The organism is Pirellulales bacterium, assembly GCA_035656635.1.
Lineage (GTDB): Bacteria > Planctomycetota > Planctomycetia > Pirellulales > JADZDJ01 > DATJYL01.
The window spans coordinates 19,699-32,000 of sequence record DASRSD010000005.1 but is presented as its reverse complement, the minus strand read 5'-3'; the positions used below and the strand labels follow the sequence as shown (position 1 = coordinate 32,000).

Annotated in this window: 12 protein-coding genes; 6 read left to right on the top strand and 6 right to left on the bottom strand. The window is 52.4% G+C overall.

Annotated features, from left to right (window positions below):
• Positions 1 to 93: 93 nt before the first annotated feature.
• Positions 94 to 1,077: a dockerin type I repeat-containing protein gene (locus tag VFE46_00450; protein ID HZZ26444.1), complete on the bottom strand. Its 984-nt coding sequence runs from the start codon at positions 1,075 to 1,077 to the stop codon at positions 94 to 96.
• Between the two features lie 186 nt (positions 1,078 to 1,263).
• Positions 1,264 to 1,815 (bottom strand): class IV adenylate cyclase, encoded by a 552-nt coding sequence (gene cyaB, locus VFE46_00445; GenBank protein ID HZZ26443.1) that lies wholly within the window; start codon positions 1,813 to 1,815, stop codon positions 1,264 to 1,266.
• A 141-nt stretch (positions 1,816 to 1,956) separates the two neighbouring features.
• On the opposite strand from cyaB, the gene VFE46_00440 reads away from it, so the two are divergent.
• Positions 1,957 to 2,649, top strand: a complete 693-nt coding sequence (locus tag VFE46_00440) for a TlpA disulfide reductase family protein (protein ID HZZ26442.1) — start codon at positions 1,957 to 1,959, stop codon at positions 2,647 to 2,649.
• Between the two features lie 6 nt (positions 2,650 to 2,655).
• On the opposite strand, the gene VFE46_00435 is transcribed toward VFE46_00440, so the two are convergent.
• The 4 genes from VFE46_00435 to VFE46_00420 form a co-directional block, all read right to left on the bottom strand.
• Complete coding sequence (locus VFE46_00435) at positions 2,656 to 3,762, bottom strand: thiamine phosphate synthase (GenBank protein ID HZZ26441.1); 1,107 nt, start codon at positions 3,760 to 3,762, stop codon at positions 2,656 to 2,658.
• Between the two features lie 113 nt (positions 3,763 to 3,875).
• Positions 3,876 to 4,448, bottom strand: a complete 573-nt coding sequence (locus VFE46_00430; GenBank protein HZZ26440.1) for a hypothetical protein — start codon at positions 4,446 to 4,448, stop codon at positions 3,876 to 3,878.
• Positions 4,449 to 4,768: 320 nt separating this feature from the next.
• Complete coding sequence (locus tag VFE46_00425; protein ID HZZ26439.1) at positions 4,769 to 5,014, bottom strand: hypothetical protein; 246 nt, start codon at positions 5,012 to 5,014, stop codon at positions 4,769 to 4,771.
• Positions 5,015 to 5,079: 65 nt separating this feature from the next.
• Entirely contained in the window at positions 5,080 to 5,355 is a 276-nt protein-coding gene (locus tag VFE46_00420; GenBank protein ID HZZ26438.1) for a hypothetical protein, read from the bottom strand.
• Positions 5,356 to 5,858: 503 nt separating this feature from the next.
• Here VFE46_00420 and VFE46_00415 point away from each other — a divergent pair.
• The 5 genes from VFE46_00415 (at position 5,859) to VFE46_00395 (ending at position 12,231) form a co-directional block, all read left to right on the top strand.
• Entirely contained in the window at positions 5,859 to 6,380 is a 522-nt protein-coding gene (locus VFE46_00415; protein ID HZZ26437.1) for a hypothetical protein, read from the top strand.
• 154 nt (positions 6,381 to 6,534) lie between these two features.
• Complete coding sequence (locus VFE46_00410; GenBank protein HZZ26436.1) at positions 6,535 to 9,120, top strand: ATP-dependent Clp protease ATP-binding subunit; 2,586 nt, start codon at positions 6,535 to 6,537, stop codon at positions 9,118 to 9,120.
• A gap of 335 nt (positions 9,121 to 9,455) precedes the next feature.
• Entirely contained in the window at positions 9,456 to 10,265 is an 810-nt protein-coding gene (locus VFE46_00405) for an ABC transporter permease (GenBank protein HZZ26435.1), read from the top strand.
• Positions 10,266 to 10,287: 22 nt separating this feature from the next.
• Complete coding sequence (locus tag VFE46_00400; protein HZZ26434.1) at positions 10,288 to 11,100, top strand: ATP-binding cassette domain-containing protein; 813 nt, start codon at positions 10,288 to 10,290, stop codon at positions 11,098 to 11,100.
• 63 nt (positions 11,101 to 11,163) lie between these two features.
• Entirely contained in the window at positions 11,164 to 12,231 is a 1,068-nt protein-coding gene (locus tag VFE46_00395) for an MlaD family protein (GenBank protein HZZ26433.1), read from the top strand.
• Positions 12,232 to 12,302: the final 71 nt, after the last annotated feature.

The following is a 12,302-nucleotide window of genomic DNA, read 5'->3' as shown; positions in this document are numbered from 1 at the left end:
CAAAGTGTCGTATCAAAAGCTGAATTGCCCGGGATTCCATCACGTGCATTGGTGTCGAAATACAGGCGGGTTGCCACACAGCTCAGCCCCAGCCTAAAGCCCCAAGCGACGAAATAATGTGCCCTTATTATCTTGCAGGCGCTGCCGATAAATCCACCAAGCGGCGGCAGCCATGCCTGCGCCCGCTGGTATTGCCAACCACATATAGTTTATCCAGGAAAATTCAGTGGGATTTCCGACCTCAGGCGTGAGTGCCTTGATTACTGTCTCAATCACCGGTGCCTCAACAGATTGCTGCGGCGCCACTTTTTTGTTTACCGTTACTTCTCGTCTTACAACTTCGTCGCCATATTCAATTGCTAACAATTGCGGCTCCTCGACGTCAGCCAATTTCATAAGCACGCCTTCCACAATATCGTCGCCTCCGGTGGATTGACGCGGAGCAAAGGCGATAAGAGCGATATCGCTCGTCTTCGTGCGGGTCGGCATGGGAGGACCGTTGTCCGACACCGTCTGCGCACCAGGCTGTGCATCGCCTCCCCCACCTGCCAACAGTGCTTCCGACGATTTCAATGGCGTGAAAGCGCCCGCCGTGCTACTTACAACCAACTGCGATACCACGGGCGCTCCTGATCCCGTAGACGAATTGACAAGTGAAACATTCGAAGGTGAATTGGATCCGGTCGGGACAATCGGTACGAATGCCTTATGAGCGGGCGGTGGCGGCGTCCCCTCGGATTTAATTAAATCGATCAAGGATTGCAAATCGAGATTGTTAACGTGGCCATCCTGATTAATATCCCCAACGGTCAATAGCTGTGAATCGCTGAGCTGGTTCGCAGTTTGGTACGCCTTCAAGTCGATCAATGCTCTGAGAAAGACGACAATGTCAGCTGCATCAACTTGGCCATTGCCACTTAGGTCCCCTCGCTCATAACGGGAGGAAGCCGTCGCTTTTGCAACTGCGGGGGTGGTTAATTTTGCTGCCTGTGCATGGATGGTCGCTGCCCCATTTGCAGAACTTACCGCTGCGTGCAAAGCAGTTGGAGCGGCTGCAAGAACTTGGGGCGCGACCATTGGGGATCCGGCCGCCAACATGGCGCGCAGTTCCAGCTGCTCAAACGCTACATGCACTTGGCGCGTTCTGGGCGGCCGCTCGCGCATATTCACCTGCCACCAAGTTTCAATACTGTTTTAGATCGCTGCCTCTCTTCACATGGCCACTAGCTCATTATCTTCCCTGAGCAGCCGAGGTTGCAATGGTCACTGCACCGCCAGGAGCATTTCCAGATAACTGCGGCGTTCGAAGCGGGATAAACCTAGCGCGGAAGCCAGAGAAGTCACAGAAGATTTAGCGGCGTCTATTTCCGCTTCCGTGGCCGATAATTCCAGTTCCAGGAACCGGCCCAAGCCCTCCACCTGGTCGATTACCACTTCGATCCTTTTAGCTTCCCAGTCGACAAATAACCGACGGCGAGTTTTACGCACTCTGGCCACTGACCGAAAACCCAGTGCCTCCAGCAGCCTAGCAAAGTCATTCAACACGGAAGGGCCAGCCGACAAAGCTATTTCGAGTTCGGGACGAGTCTTGGTCTCGGTGTCGAGTTTGGGCCCTTTGTAAGTTATGAGGTTCTGCTCTCCAGCACGGCGCAGCCGAAGGGCTTCATCGGTTTTAGCAAAGTCGCGAACCGGATGATTGAAATACTGATCCACCTGTTCGACGATGCCCGCTTCTTGCGCATCGAGTTCCAGAAGCCGCTGTTCGACCGCTGCAACATCGTCCAATGGGAATTTCTGTTCAACTTCAAAGTGCATAGAATTCTTGGCTTGACATTTCAAAGCTATTTGGCTTTTTACGCTAACCATCCGACCTGCCTGAACGACAGGAAAAATGTATTATTACCACAGCACTCCAACATTCTGCACACGGCCAGAGAGAAAGAGAATTTGTTTGCTATGACAAACGATCAACTTGATGAAAAGCTGCCGGTCCGACGTTCTCCTTGGGGAACCTGGGGCACCATTGCCGTAGGAGCGGTGCTGACTGTTGTGTGGGTGCTGTATCTAAAACCCCATATTCAACTACAAGACGCCCTTAATCAACCTGGCGTGGGAAAGCACCTACCGCTGTTGGAACTACAACCACTTACCGGCACAACGGACGGACTATCGCTGGAAGCGGTTCGCGGCAAGGTGACGCTGATTAATTACTGGGGAACCTGGTGTGGTTACTGCATGGATGAATTCCCGCACATGCTGGAGTTATGGGATAAATATCGCGGTAATCCAGAGTTTGCATTTGTGTCCGTTGCTGTTTCGGAAGGCGGTCCCGCCCACGAAGATATTCCCAAGTTGCAAGCAGATGTCGAAAAGTTTCTTAAATCTCGCGGGGCGACCTATCCCACCTATGTCGATCCTGACGCTGCCAGCCGCAAATTTCTGGCAAACGTGATCGACATGGAGGGCTTCGGCTATCCCACCTCGGTATTGCTCGATCGCAATGGAGTAATTCGCGCGCTGTGGTTAGGTTATCAACCCGGCTACGACCAGCAAATCGAACAAATGGTATCACAACTACTAACAGAAAAGGTCGATCTCAAAAAATCTATCGAAAAAAATGCAGCCACGCCTGTCGGGTCTACCGAGTGACGTATTCTATCGAAAAATCTGCGACTCATTGGAAGTTAACCGTTCTAAAAACCGGCGCACTTCGGCCGCCGGATCGTTCGCTTTAACCACTGCGATACTAACCGCAACGCGCCGGATTCCTGTGGCTTCTATTTGTGGAAAATTCTGCAAATTGATGCCCCCAATGGCAAAGGCGGGCAACGAAATCTCCGCCGCCACGCTGCGCAATAAATTCTCCCCGGCAAACGCTTCGAACGATTTAGTGGCGGACGGAAACGTTGGACCCGCGCCAATGTAATTGGCTCCGTCCAGTACGGCCCGCCGGGCTTGCTCAATATTGTGTGTGGAGATGCCCACGAACGCACGTGGCCCCATGATGGCCCGAGCGTCTTTTACCCCCAGTTCTTCCTGTCCCAGGTGCACGCCATCGGCTCCAGCAAGAACTGCCAGATCCGCGCGATCATTCATGATAAATAACGTCTCTGTGGACTTAGTGATGCTGCGCAGGAGACGAGCGCGCATCAACAAGTCCCGGTCGCAAAGTCGTTTGTCACGCAGCTGCAGTGCATGGACTCCAGCAGCAACTAGCAACTCAACTAAACTCGCAAATGCTCGTTCGTCGGTGCAACCATCGATTAGCACATATAACTGTGTTTTTGATAGTCGGCGAAGCGAATCCGCAGTAAGGCTCACTGCCCGTTCCAATGTGTATGAGCGAAATCGTAGCGACTCAATTTCTGCACCCGCGACGGGATTTAGCAATTTCACGTATTCTTCCAGACATCGCAATGCTTGCTGGACTCGTTTGAAGCTGGCAGCTACAACATTGGAAATGTTGGATCGGTGCGATTCTTGCGGAACCTCCAGGGCCATGCCCACATCGATCTGCGCTTCGCGTGACGCCAAACGATCGGTCGATGCTAGACCCCCCAGTACGGTAGTTAAATCGTGCCGTAGTCGTTTTGCTAGCCCGGTCAAATGTTGATCATCCAGTACAAATCGAACGTAATCTTCGACCACGCGCAATCCTTCGGCAGCTCGATTAACCTCCGCATCAATAATGCGCAGAACGCCCAGCTTATCGGCTGAGGTCAGCGGCAGTTCCACAGAATGATTTTCGTCGTTGCAAGGCATGAAAAGCTTGATTGCTGATGAAACTGCTCGCTCAACCGCCTTGTTGAAGGCGGTATTTGGCTTTTGCTACGCGCGCCGGATTCTTGGATCGCTATGAACCGCGAGGGTCGTATTTATTGGGTTATGAGCTCCAACGCTACCCCTCCCGAGGGAGACGCAACATATAAAGTGAAATCTAACGCCGGTTTGAAGTTGTATGCCAGAGTTTGATGTGAATGCATTGTGTGAAATGGCTCCATGCTGTCGGCAACTTTGCCCGATTCAAAAGCCAGGCGAAATGATTTTGTGACATCGCGAGCGCTAATTTTTAAGCTGTTAATGGCGGTTAGCGCCAAGCTATACTCCGTGTTGGCCGCACCGATGTTGATTGTATGAAACTCGGGTTGGCTCTGCACAGGCGGAGAAATACTCCCGGTAAAGACAACCCACCGAGTTTCATGCGAGCGCAGCTCGGCTTTCACGATCGTGTAAGTTTCGCCATTGCTGCGTAAAATGGTCGCTCTGATCGTGGGCACAGCATCGGATTCAACCATGAAAACAATTGCCGTATCCGGCAGTCCCGATCCGACGGATTCCGCGCGGGTAATTCTTCGGATGATTGCTTGATAAGGGCTCGAGCTATCGATATAGATTTCTTCCACACCGTCAGCCAAATTAAAAATGTCATCGTCAAATGGAGTTGTCATTGTTCGCAGGGGAGTTAATGTTTCGGCAGAATCCCCGTCGGGAATTCGTTCTGCCAAGATGTCCAATGTTCCGTTCAATACCAGGGGTATTGATTTGCAGCTAAATGAATGTCGCGTCGGTGGCAATTAGGGAGCCGGTGTGCTCAGCCGTTGTACGGACCGGCTTGCGGTCACAGCGGCCACTAGCAGTGTCAGCAAATGCTAAATTCGATGGCTTCGCCAGCGACTTTCGCGATGAGCAGTGTGGCAATGAATCGAAGCGCCGGAGAATCGTGCAATTCTTGAAAACTGACCCTGGCCCGACACTGGGCACGCCGCGCTCAAACGCCCCAAATCACATTGACCGATGCCCCTTCGCCTTCATTGATCCATAACAAGCTGGTGGCTTCAAGTGTATTGCCTTCGCTCGTATTCACGACGATCGACGTATTCTGAGGCAATGAAACTGCATCGCCATTTATTTCCAACGAGTTGTCGCCAAAATACGATTGGATTTGAAGATATCGACAAGGAGGCACGGTGATTTCGGTCTGATCGGTTTGCAAAGTGAAAGCATGGAGCTTCATGAGTTGGTACCTTTCTGTTTCGCGGTGTGAGTGTTATTTGGCCTATTGGTCTAAATTCGATTGAGCTATTTCGTTACGATTTCCGCCACGACGTTTGTCGTGTCGCTGGCGATATATAAAATGATGTCCATCGCCGGACTGAAGCTGAGCGATTGTTTACTGCTGTATTTCACCTCGAGGAAGGGCTCGCTACGCTCCGCAACGTACCCGCTTTGCAAGGCGATGCGGAGATTTCCGAGCTGCTCGCGACACCCAATCGTAAGATTGCTGATCGTCCCCAAATCAATCGAGTATTCCGTGTCCTCAGCGGTGATAGGAACAGTTTGAATGGCTGTCGACATGCTGTATTCCTCCAATGTGCTCTTCAACGGATGGTCAACTGACCGGGTAATGCGGTGAAAGCCTTCTGGGATGCAGAGGGCTACTTTAATAACTCATTGGATTCCCAAATTCCCGTAGCGAATTAGCAACAATTCGTGTTTGCTTCCAACGATTGTAACAATTGAGTGGCCCAATTCTGTGCATTTTTTTTAACAGCCTTGAAATTTGTAATCTGCCGGCACAGAAATCAGCGCCACCGGTGTGGTTGTACTGCAAGTTAATCGTGCGGCCTGAACATTCATGACTACCGGTAGCCGTCCTGAGAGCTTGCAGCGAAGATGCGCGAATGCCACATATTTGGCCACGGTTCGCCCCTACCCGAAGTTCAACAGCAACGCCGCTAACGACGCGCCAGCGGGGGGGCCCTATTTTCCCTTGCTGCAGCCGGAATCCGGGGTTAGAATTCCCCGGCATCATTTTGTGCTTAACCGGTCTTTCCTGCTCATCGGAAAAGGGTCAGCAAATGCGCTGGAAACGGTGGTTCACACCGCTTTGGCCTGGCTTTACACAGCTATGGTGTTCCGGCGCATGGTCGGGGCTGATGGTAGCATGCGGGTTCGCTTGGTTATTGAGTTTAGCCCTGACCTTTACCTTCGTGTGGGCCGATTGGGTCGAACCGGCGCAGCGGCTTGAGGTATGGCTTTTGCTTATAGTGGCCTGGATGGCTTCTATAGCTCTGTCGTTTCGGCAGTTACTGGGTTTCGACTCAGGGCAAGCCGCTAAAACCGTAGAAGACTTGTTTCGTGAGGCCCAATGCGAATACTTACATGGGAACTGGATCAAAGCCGAGCACCTACTTACCCGGTTAATTGGTCGCAATAAAAACGATGCCAATGCACAGATCATGTGGGCAGGATTGCTGCGTCGGACCGGACGAGTAGCCGAGGCTTATGAGTGCCTTCGCCAATTGGAGCGGAGGGACGCGTCGCACACTTGGCATGGCGAAATTCAACGTGAGCGGCAGCTTTTAGATGATTTGAGGTAATCAACTTCAAACAGATTGACACAAGACCAATTGAACAATCACGATCGGCCTAAGTAGAAAACTGCTCGATAACACCGAGTGGCTAGAATATCGAACCAGCTGAAAGATCCTGAAAGACGGCATGATATTGCCGGAGGAAAAGAGGACCTAACCTATGTACGAACGCTTCACTGATCGAGCTCGGAAAGTCATGCAATTGGCGAACCAAGAGGCTCAACGGTTCAACCATGAATACATCGGCACCGAGCATGTCCTTCTGGGCTTGATTAAAGAAGGTAGCGGGGTAGCCGCGAATGTCCTTAAAAATCTCGACATTGACCTGCGCAAAATCCGCTTGGAGGTGGAAAAGCTGGTTCAAAGCGGACCCGATATGGTCACCATGGGTAAATTGCCGCAAACCCCGCGCGCGAAAAAGGTCATCGAGTACGCCATGGAGGAGGCTCGCAATCTAAACCATAACTACGTGGGCACCGAACATATTCTGCTCGGTCTATTGCGAGAACAAGAAGGTGTGGCCGCCCAGGTGCTTATGAACTTGGGCTTGAAACTGGAAGACGTGCGCGAGGAGGTGCTTAGCCTATTGGGCCACGGCATGGAGAGCGAGGGAGGCGAACGAGGCGGCATGGAGCGCAGCGGTGGCGGTGGTGGCGGCGGTTCGGAACCGACCGGAAAAAGTGGAAAGTCCAAAACCCCTGCCCTCGATAGCTTCGGCCGCGATCTTACCGAGCTGGCACGCCAATCGAAGTTAGACCCTGTCATCGGTCGGGAACGGGAAATTGAACGTGCGATTCAAATTCTTTGCCGCCGCACGAAAAACAATCCGGTGCTTTTAGGCGAGGCCGGCGTCGGCAAAACGGCCATTGTGGAAGGGCTGGCCCAACGCGTTGTCGATGGCAACGTGCCCGAAATCATGACTGACAAGCGAATCGTAGTCCTCGATTTGGCAATGATGGTCGCCGGCACGAAATACCGTGGGCAATTCGAGGAACGCATTAAGGCCGTGATGAACGAAGTTCGGCGGGCCAAAAACACGATCTTATTTATTGACGAATTGCATACGCTCGTTGGCGCCGGTGGTGCGGAAGGCGCCATTGACGCTAGCAATGTGCTCAAGCCAGCCTTGGCTCGCGGCGAAATCCAATGCATTGGGGCGACCACGCTGGATGAATACCGCAAATACATCGAGAAGGATAGCGCCTTAGCCCGCCGGTTTCAGGAAATCGTCATCGAGCCATCGAACAAATCGGAAACGATCGAAATTCTGAAAGGCTTGCGCGATCGGTACGAAACGCATCACCGCGTTCAAATTACCGATAATGCAATCGACTCCGCCGTGGAGCTTTCGAGCCGTTACATCACGGGCCGCTGCTTGCCGGATAAGGCCATTGACGTGATCGATGAAGCCGGCGCGCGGGTGCGTTTGAAAGCCATGACCAAGCCCCCCGACCTGAAAGAAATCGACGACGAAATCGAGCGACTCAACAAAGAAAAGGAAGATGCGGTCGCCAATCAAGATTTTGAAAAGGCGGCTTCCCTTCGCGATTCCGCCGACAAGCTGAAAAAGAAAAAGCAGCAGATTACTCGCGACTGGCGCGAACGCAGCCGCGAAGCGGACGGCGTGGTTGACGAAGAAGTCATTGCGGAAGTCGTGTCCAAAATGACCGGCATTCCTCTTACTCGCATGACCACTGAAGATAGCATGCGACTGATGAAGATGGAGGAAGATTTGCACAATCGCGTCGTTAGTCAGGACGAAGCGATCAAAAGCATTTCGAAGGCCGTCCGCCGCAGTCGCAGTGGACTGAAGGATCCCAAACGGCCCACCGGCTGCTTCATCTTTGCCGGTCCTACAGGGGTTGGTAAAACCCTGCTCGCCAAGGCGCTGGCCGAGTTCATGTTCGGCGATGAGGAAGCCCTCGTGCAAATTGACATGAGCGAGTACATGGAAAAGCACAACGTCAGCCGCTTAATCGGCGCTCCGCCGGGCTATGTCGGTTACGAAGAGGGAGGCCAGCTTACCGAAAAAATCCGCCGGCGACCTTATGCGGTGGTCCTGCTTGATGAAATCGAAAAGGCCCATCCGGACGTATTCAATATGCTGTTGCAGGTCATGGAGGAAGGACGTTTAACCGACAGCTTCGGACGCCACGTTGATTTCCGCAACACGATTTTGATTATGACCACCAACGCAGGCGCCGAAGCCATCAAGAACGAATCCGATTTCGGCTTCCGCAAGGCCGACAGCGACAGTTCGTACGAGAGCATGAAGGAGCGCGTCACCGAGCGGATCGAAAAAGTTTTTCGTCCTGAATTCTTGAACCGCTTGGACGACTTAATTGTGTTCCGGCACTTGACCAAGGACGATTTGAAACACGTGATCGATATTGAACTGTCCAAGGTCCGTCACCGGCTTTCCGAGCGCGGATTGAAATTGATCCTGACCGATGCCGCGAAGGAATACGTGATTCGCAAGGGATCCAATTTGGACTTTGGCGCTCGTCCGCTCCGCCGTGAAATCGAACAACGGATCGAAGACCCGCTGTCCGAGGAATTGCTGAAGGGTGAGTTCCAGGGCAAAGACACCATCATTGTCGATGTGAAAAAAGACGATGAAGGCAAAGTCAAACATCTCACTTTTACTGGAACGGTAGGCGAGCCACAGCTCGTCGGCACCGTCGGCGGCACAGACATCGGCAGCCAGCCCTCTCAGGAAACGGACTCCGGAAGCGAAGGTTCGTAGGAGAGTTCAGGTAGGTACTCCAGCCCTGGGGGCAAATCCCCAGGGTTCTATGCCAGCAATGCAAGCGAGTTAGCCGATTTTCATTAATCGGAAATATCCTCTCAAGCGGCATGCTTCACTCAAGCGGCCAACCTTTCGCTGTCGAATGAAGTTGGACAGCGCAATCCGGCACGGCAGAAATGCCCCTGCGTCGGTGCCCTTGCCTCATCAGATGGGTCTTGATCGCCGCAGATTCCCCACAAAGCCTTCCCATAGGCCCAAAACACCTGTTCATCATGTCCACCGGCGCCAATATCCCGAAGCCTGCGTCTGAAGCGGCCCGTTTAGGGGGCGCGATGGATTGGATCGCCGATTTTGGCGAAGTGATTATCGGCTGGGTTGCGACCGTTGGCGATGCAGCCCTGTTCTTCTGGATGACTTTGCGGTGGATGATGACACGTTTGCCCCGCAAAGATACTCTGCTGCCGAATTTTTACCAGATTGGAGTTCTTAGCCTGCCCGTGGTGGCAATTACTGGCACCTTCATTGGGATGGTGTTGTCGGTGCAGAGCTACGATCAGTTCCGACAAATGCACCTCGAAAGCCGCTTAGGCGCCGTGATCAATGAATCGCTGGTCCGAGAATTGGGCCCGGTGTTGGCAGCAACGATGCTTGCCGGGCGCGTGGGCAGCGCCATCGCCGCTGAATTAGGCACCATGCGTGTCACCGAACAAATCGATGCCCTTTCCTCCATGGGCGCCAATCCCATTTACTATCTTGTGGTTCCGCGATTTCTAGGGTGCTTGCTTCTCATTCCTGCCCTGACGGTCATGGCCGATTTTATGGGCGTGGTAGGCGGAGCATTTTACAGCATCACCATATTAAAAATCGATTCGCATTTCTATTGGGAGAATTCACAGCGCTATGTCGGCAATTGGGATTTATTCATGGGAATTTTCAAAAGCTTGTTTTTTGGCGCCGCCATCGCGCAAATTAGCTGTCAGCGCGGCTTTCATTGTGATCCGGGCGCAGAAGGGGTAGGTCGTGCGGCCACCAATGCTTTTGTATATTCGTTCGTGCTGATTTTGATTATTGACCTCTTTCTTAACATTGGAATCAACGCACTTTCTGCCGCTCTGTGGCCGAACCAAGCGAAATTATTTTAAGACATGGCCCCATTGTTTTGAAATGCCCACGGAAAAAGCGCCGGCCTTAATTGAGACTCGTAATCTTAACGTCCGCTATGGACGGCAGGCGGTGTTGCGCAATATTAACATTGCGGTCCCGAGCGAACAAACGCTGGTGGTCATCGGAGAAAGCGGGTGTGGAAAAACAGTACTGCTAAAAATGCTGATCGGCCTCAGCCGGCCCACCAGCGGCGAAGTGCTGTTGGAAGGTCATAACCTGGCTCAAATGAATGACCAGGAAATCGCTCAGCAGCGCACGCGCTTTGGATTTTTATTTCAAGGCGCCGCCTTGTTCGATAGCCTTACCGTTTTACAAAACGTCGCCTTTCCGCTCAAAGAACACACCTCAATGTCCGTCGCCGAAATTCAACAGACGGTTAGGGACAAAATTGCGGAAGTGGGCTTGCCCAACGAGGTGCTCGAAAAACGGCCGGCAGAACTATCTGGGGGAATGCGCAAGCGCGTTGGCCTGGCCCGCGCGTTGGCGCTTAATCCAGGAATCATATTGTACGACGAGCCAACAACGGGTTTGGATCCAATTATGAGCGACGTCATTAATGAATTGATTTTGAACACTCGCAAGCTGCATTCGGTCACCAGCGTCATTGTTACGCATGACATGAACACGGTGCGCAAGACGGCCGATCGCGTGATTATGATGTTTCCGCTGGGAAGCCTAAAATCCGACGAGCCACAAATCATTTTCGATGGTTCTCCCGATGCTTTAGAGCGCAGCACGGATAAGCGAGTTTCGCAATTTGTCCGGGGCGAAGCCGGACTCCGAATTCGTGAAATGCAACGAGCCGCAAACTAAGTCCCCGATCGACAATTTACCTTAGGTCCACTTACTTTCACGTACTGATCCTGTAACTACATCATGGACGAACGCGTCGTACAGTTCCGCGTGGGTGTTACGGTGCTGGCCGCACTGATCATCACGGGAATTCTGATGCTGCTTTTCGGCGAAGCGCCGGCGCTTTTGCGCGGCACTTACGTGGTCTACATTAAGTTCGCATCGGCCCCTGGCGTCTCGCGAGATACTCCGATCGAAAAAAGTGGCATTCACATCGGCAAGGTGACCAAGGTGCAGTTTGCTCCAGATAATCAGGTGCTCATCACGGCCAGCATTGACGGCGAAATCGAGCTGTACCGTGACGAAGCCGTGCAGATTAAGCAAAGCCTGCTGGGAGACGCTCGGTTGGAATTTGTGCCCGGCCCACAAAAAGTGACCCAGCGCGTTCGTATTCAATCTGGCGATCTGCTGGCGGGCATGGTCGCCACCGATCCGTTGCAGGCATTTGCCAATATCGAAGGAAATTTAAGCCGCGCAGCGGAATCATTAACCGTCGCTGGCACAGAAGTGGGAAAGCTAGCTAAAAACCTGAACGACGTGCTCGGGAACAATCGGCAACAATTCGCCAAGATCATCGAAGACACGGATCAGACCATGCAGTTATTCCAAAAATCGCTGCGAGACATCAATGACGTCGTGGGAGATGAGAAGCTGAAACGTGATTTGAAGCAAACGATTGGCGAAATGCCTAAACTTTTGGGAGAAACCCGAGACACGATCAATGGCATGCAAAAGACCATCGCTTTGGCCAACGACAACCTCCAGAATATACAAACGGTTACGAAAGCAATGGACGAACAGGGCGAAGGCATGATCACCAACATTGCTCGCAGCGTGGAGCAATTGGAATCTTTACTTACCCAATTCAACAAATTCAGCCGAGCGCTGAATAGCAAGGAAGGTTCCCTGGGCCAACTCGTGAACAATCCCGAGTTGTATAACAACCTTAGTCAAGCCGCCACGAATGTAAACCGCTTGACCCGTGAGTTGGAACCTATCATCTGCAATGTGAACGTCATCACCGACAAGGTGGCTCGTCATCCCGGTGTGATTGTTACTGACGCGATCAGTCCTGGCCCAGGAATAAAGTAAAACGATCCACTCTCAAGAATGAACAACTGTTGTGCGGCGAGATGTATTTCTTCGTTCATCGCTCAGCACTC

Excerpts from the sequence above, each read along its gene's own strand:
- VFE46_00415 (HZZ26437.1), top strand. The coding sequence starts at position 5,859 with ATGCGCTGGAAACGGTGGTTCACACCGCTTTGGCCTGGCTTTACACAG.
- VFE46_00435 (HZZ26441.1), bottom strand. The coding sequence starts at position 3,762 with ATGCCTTGCAACGACGAAAATCATTCTGTGGAACTGCCGCTGACCTCA.
- VFE46_00440 (HZZ26442.1), top strand. The coding sequence starts at position 1,957 with ATGACAAACGATCAACTTGATGAAAAGCTGCCGGTCCGACGTTCTCCT.
- VFE46_00430 (HZZ26440.1), bottom strand. The coding sequence starts at position 4,448 with ATGACAACTCCATTTGACGATGACATTTTTAATTTGGCTGACGGTGTG.
- VFE46_00420 (HZZ26438.1), bottom strand. The coding sequence starts at position 5,355 with ATGTCGACAGCCATTCAAACTGTTCCTATCACCGCTGAGGACACGGAA.
- VFE46_00400 (HZZ26434.1), top strand. The coding sequence starts at position 10,288 with ATGCCCACGGAAAAAGCGCCGGCCTTAATTGAGACTCGTAATCTTAAC.
- cyaB (HZZ26443.1), bottom strand. The coding sequence starts at position 1,815 with ATGCACTTTGAAGTTGAACAGAAATTCCCATTGGACGATGTTGCAGCG.
- VFE46_00405 (HZZ26435.1), top strand. The coding sequence starts at position 9,456 with ATGGATTGGATCGCCGATTTTGGCGAAGTGATTATCGGCTGGGTTGCG.
- VFE46_00395 (HZZ26433.1), top strand. The coding sequence starts at position 11,164 with ATGGACGAACGCGTCGTACAGTTCCGCGTGGGTGTTACGGTGCTGGCC.
- VFE46_00410 (HZZ26436.1), top strand. The coding sequence starts at position 6,535 with ATGTACGAACGCTTCACTGATCGAGCTCGGAAAGTCATGCAATTGGCG.
- VFE46_00425 (HZZ26439.1), bottom strand. The coding sequence starts at position 5,014 with ATGAAGCTCCATGCTTTCACTTTGCAAACCGATCAGACCGAAATCACC.
- VFE46_00450 (HZZ26444.1), bottom strand. The coding sequence starts at position 1,077 with ATGGTCGCGCCCCAAGTTCTTGCAGCCGCTCCAACTGCTTTGCACGCA.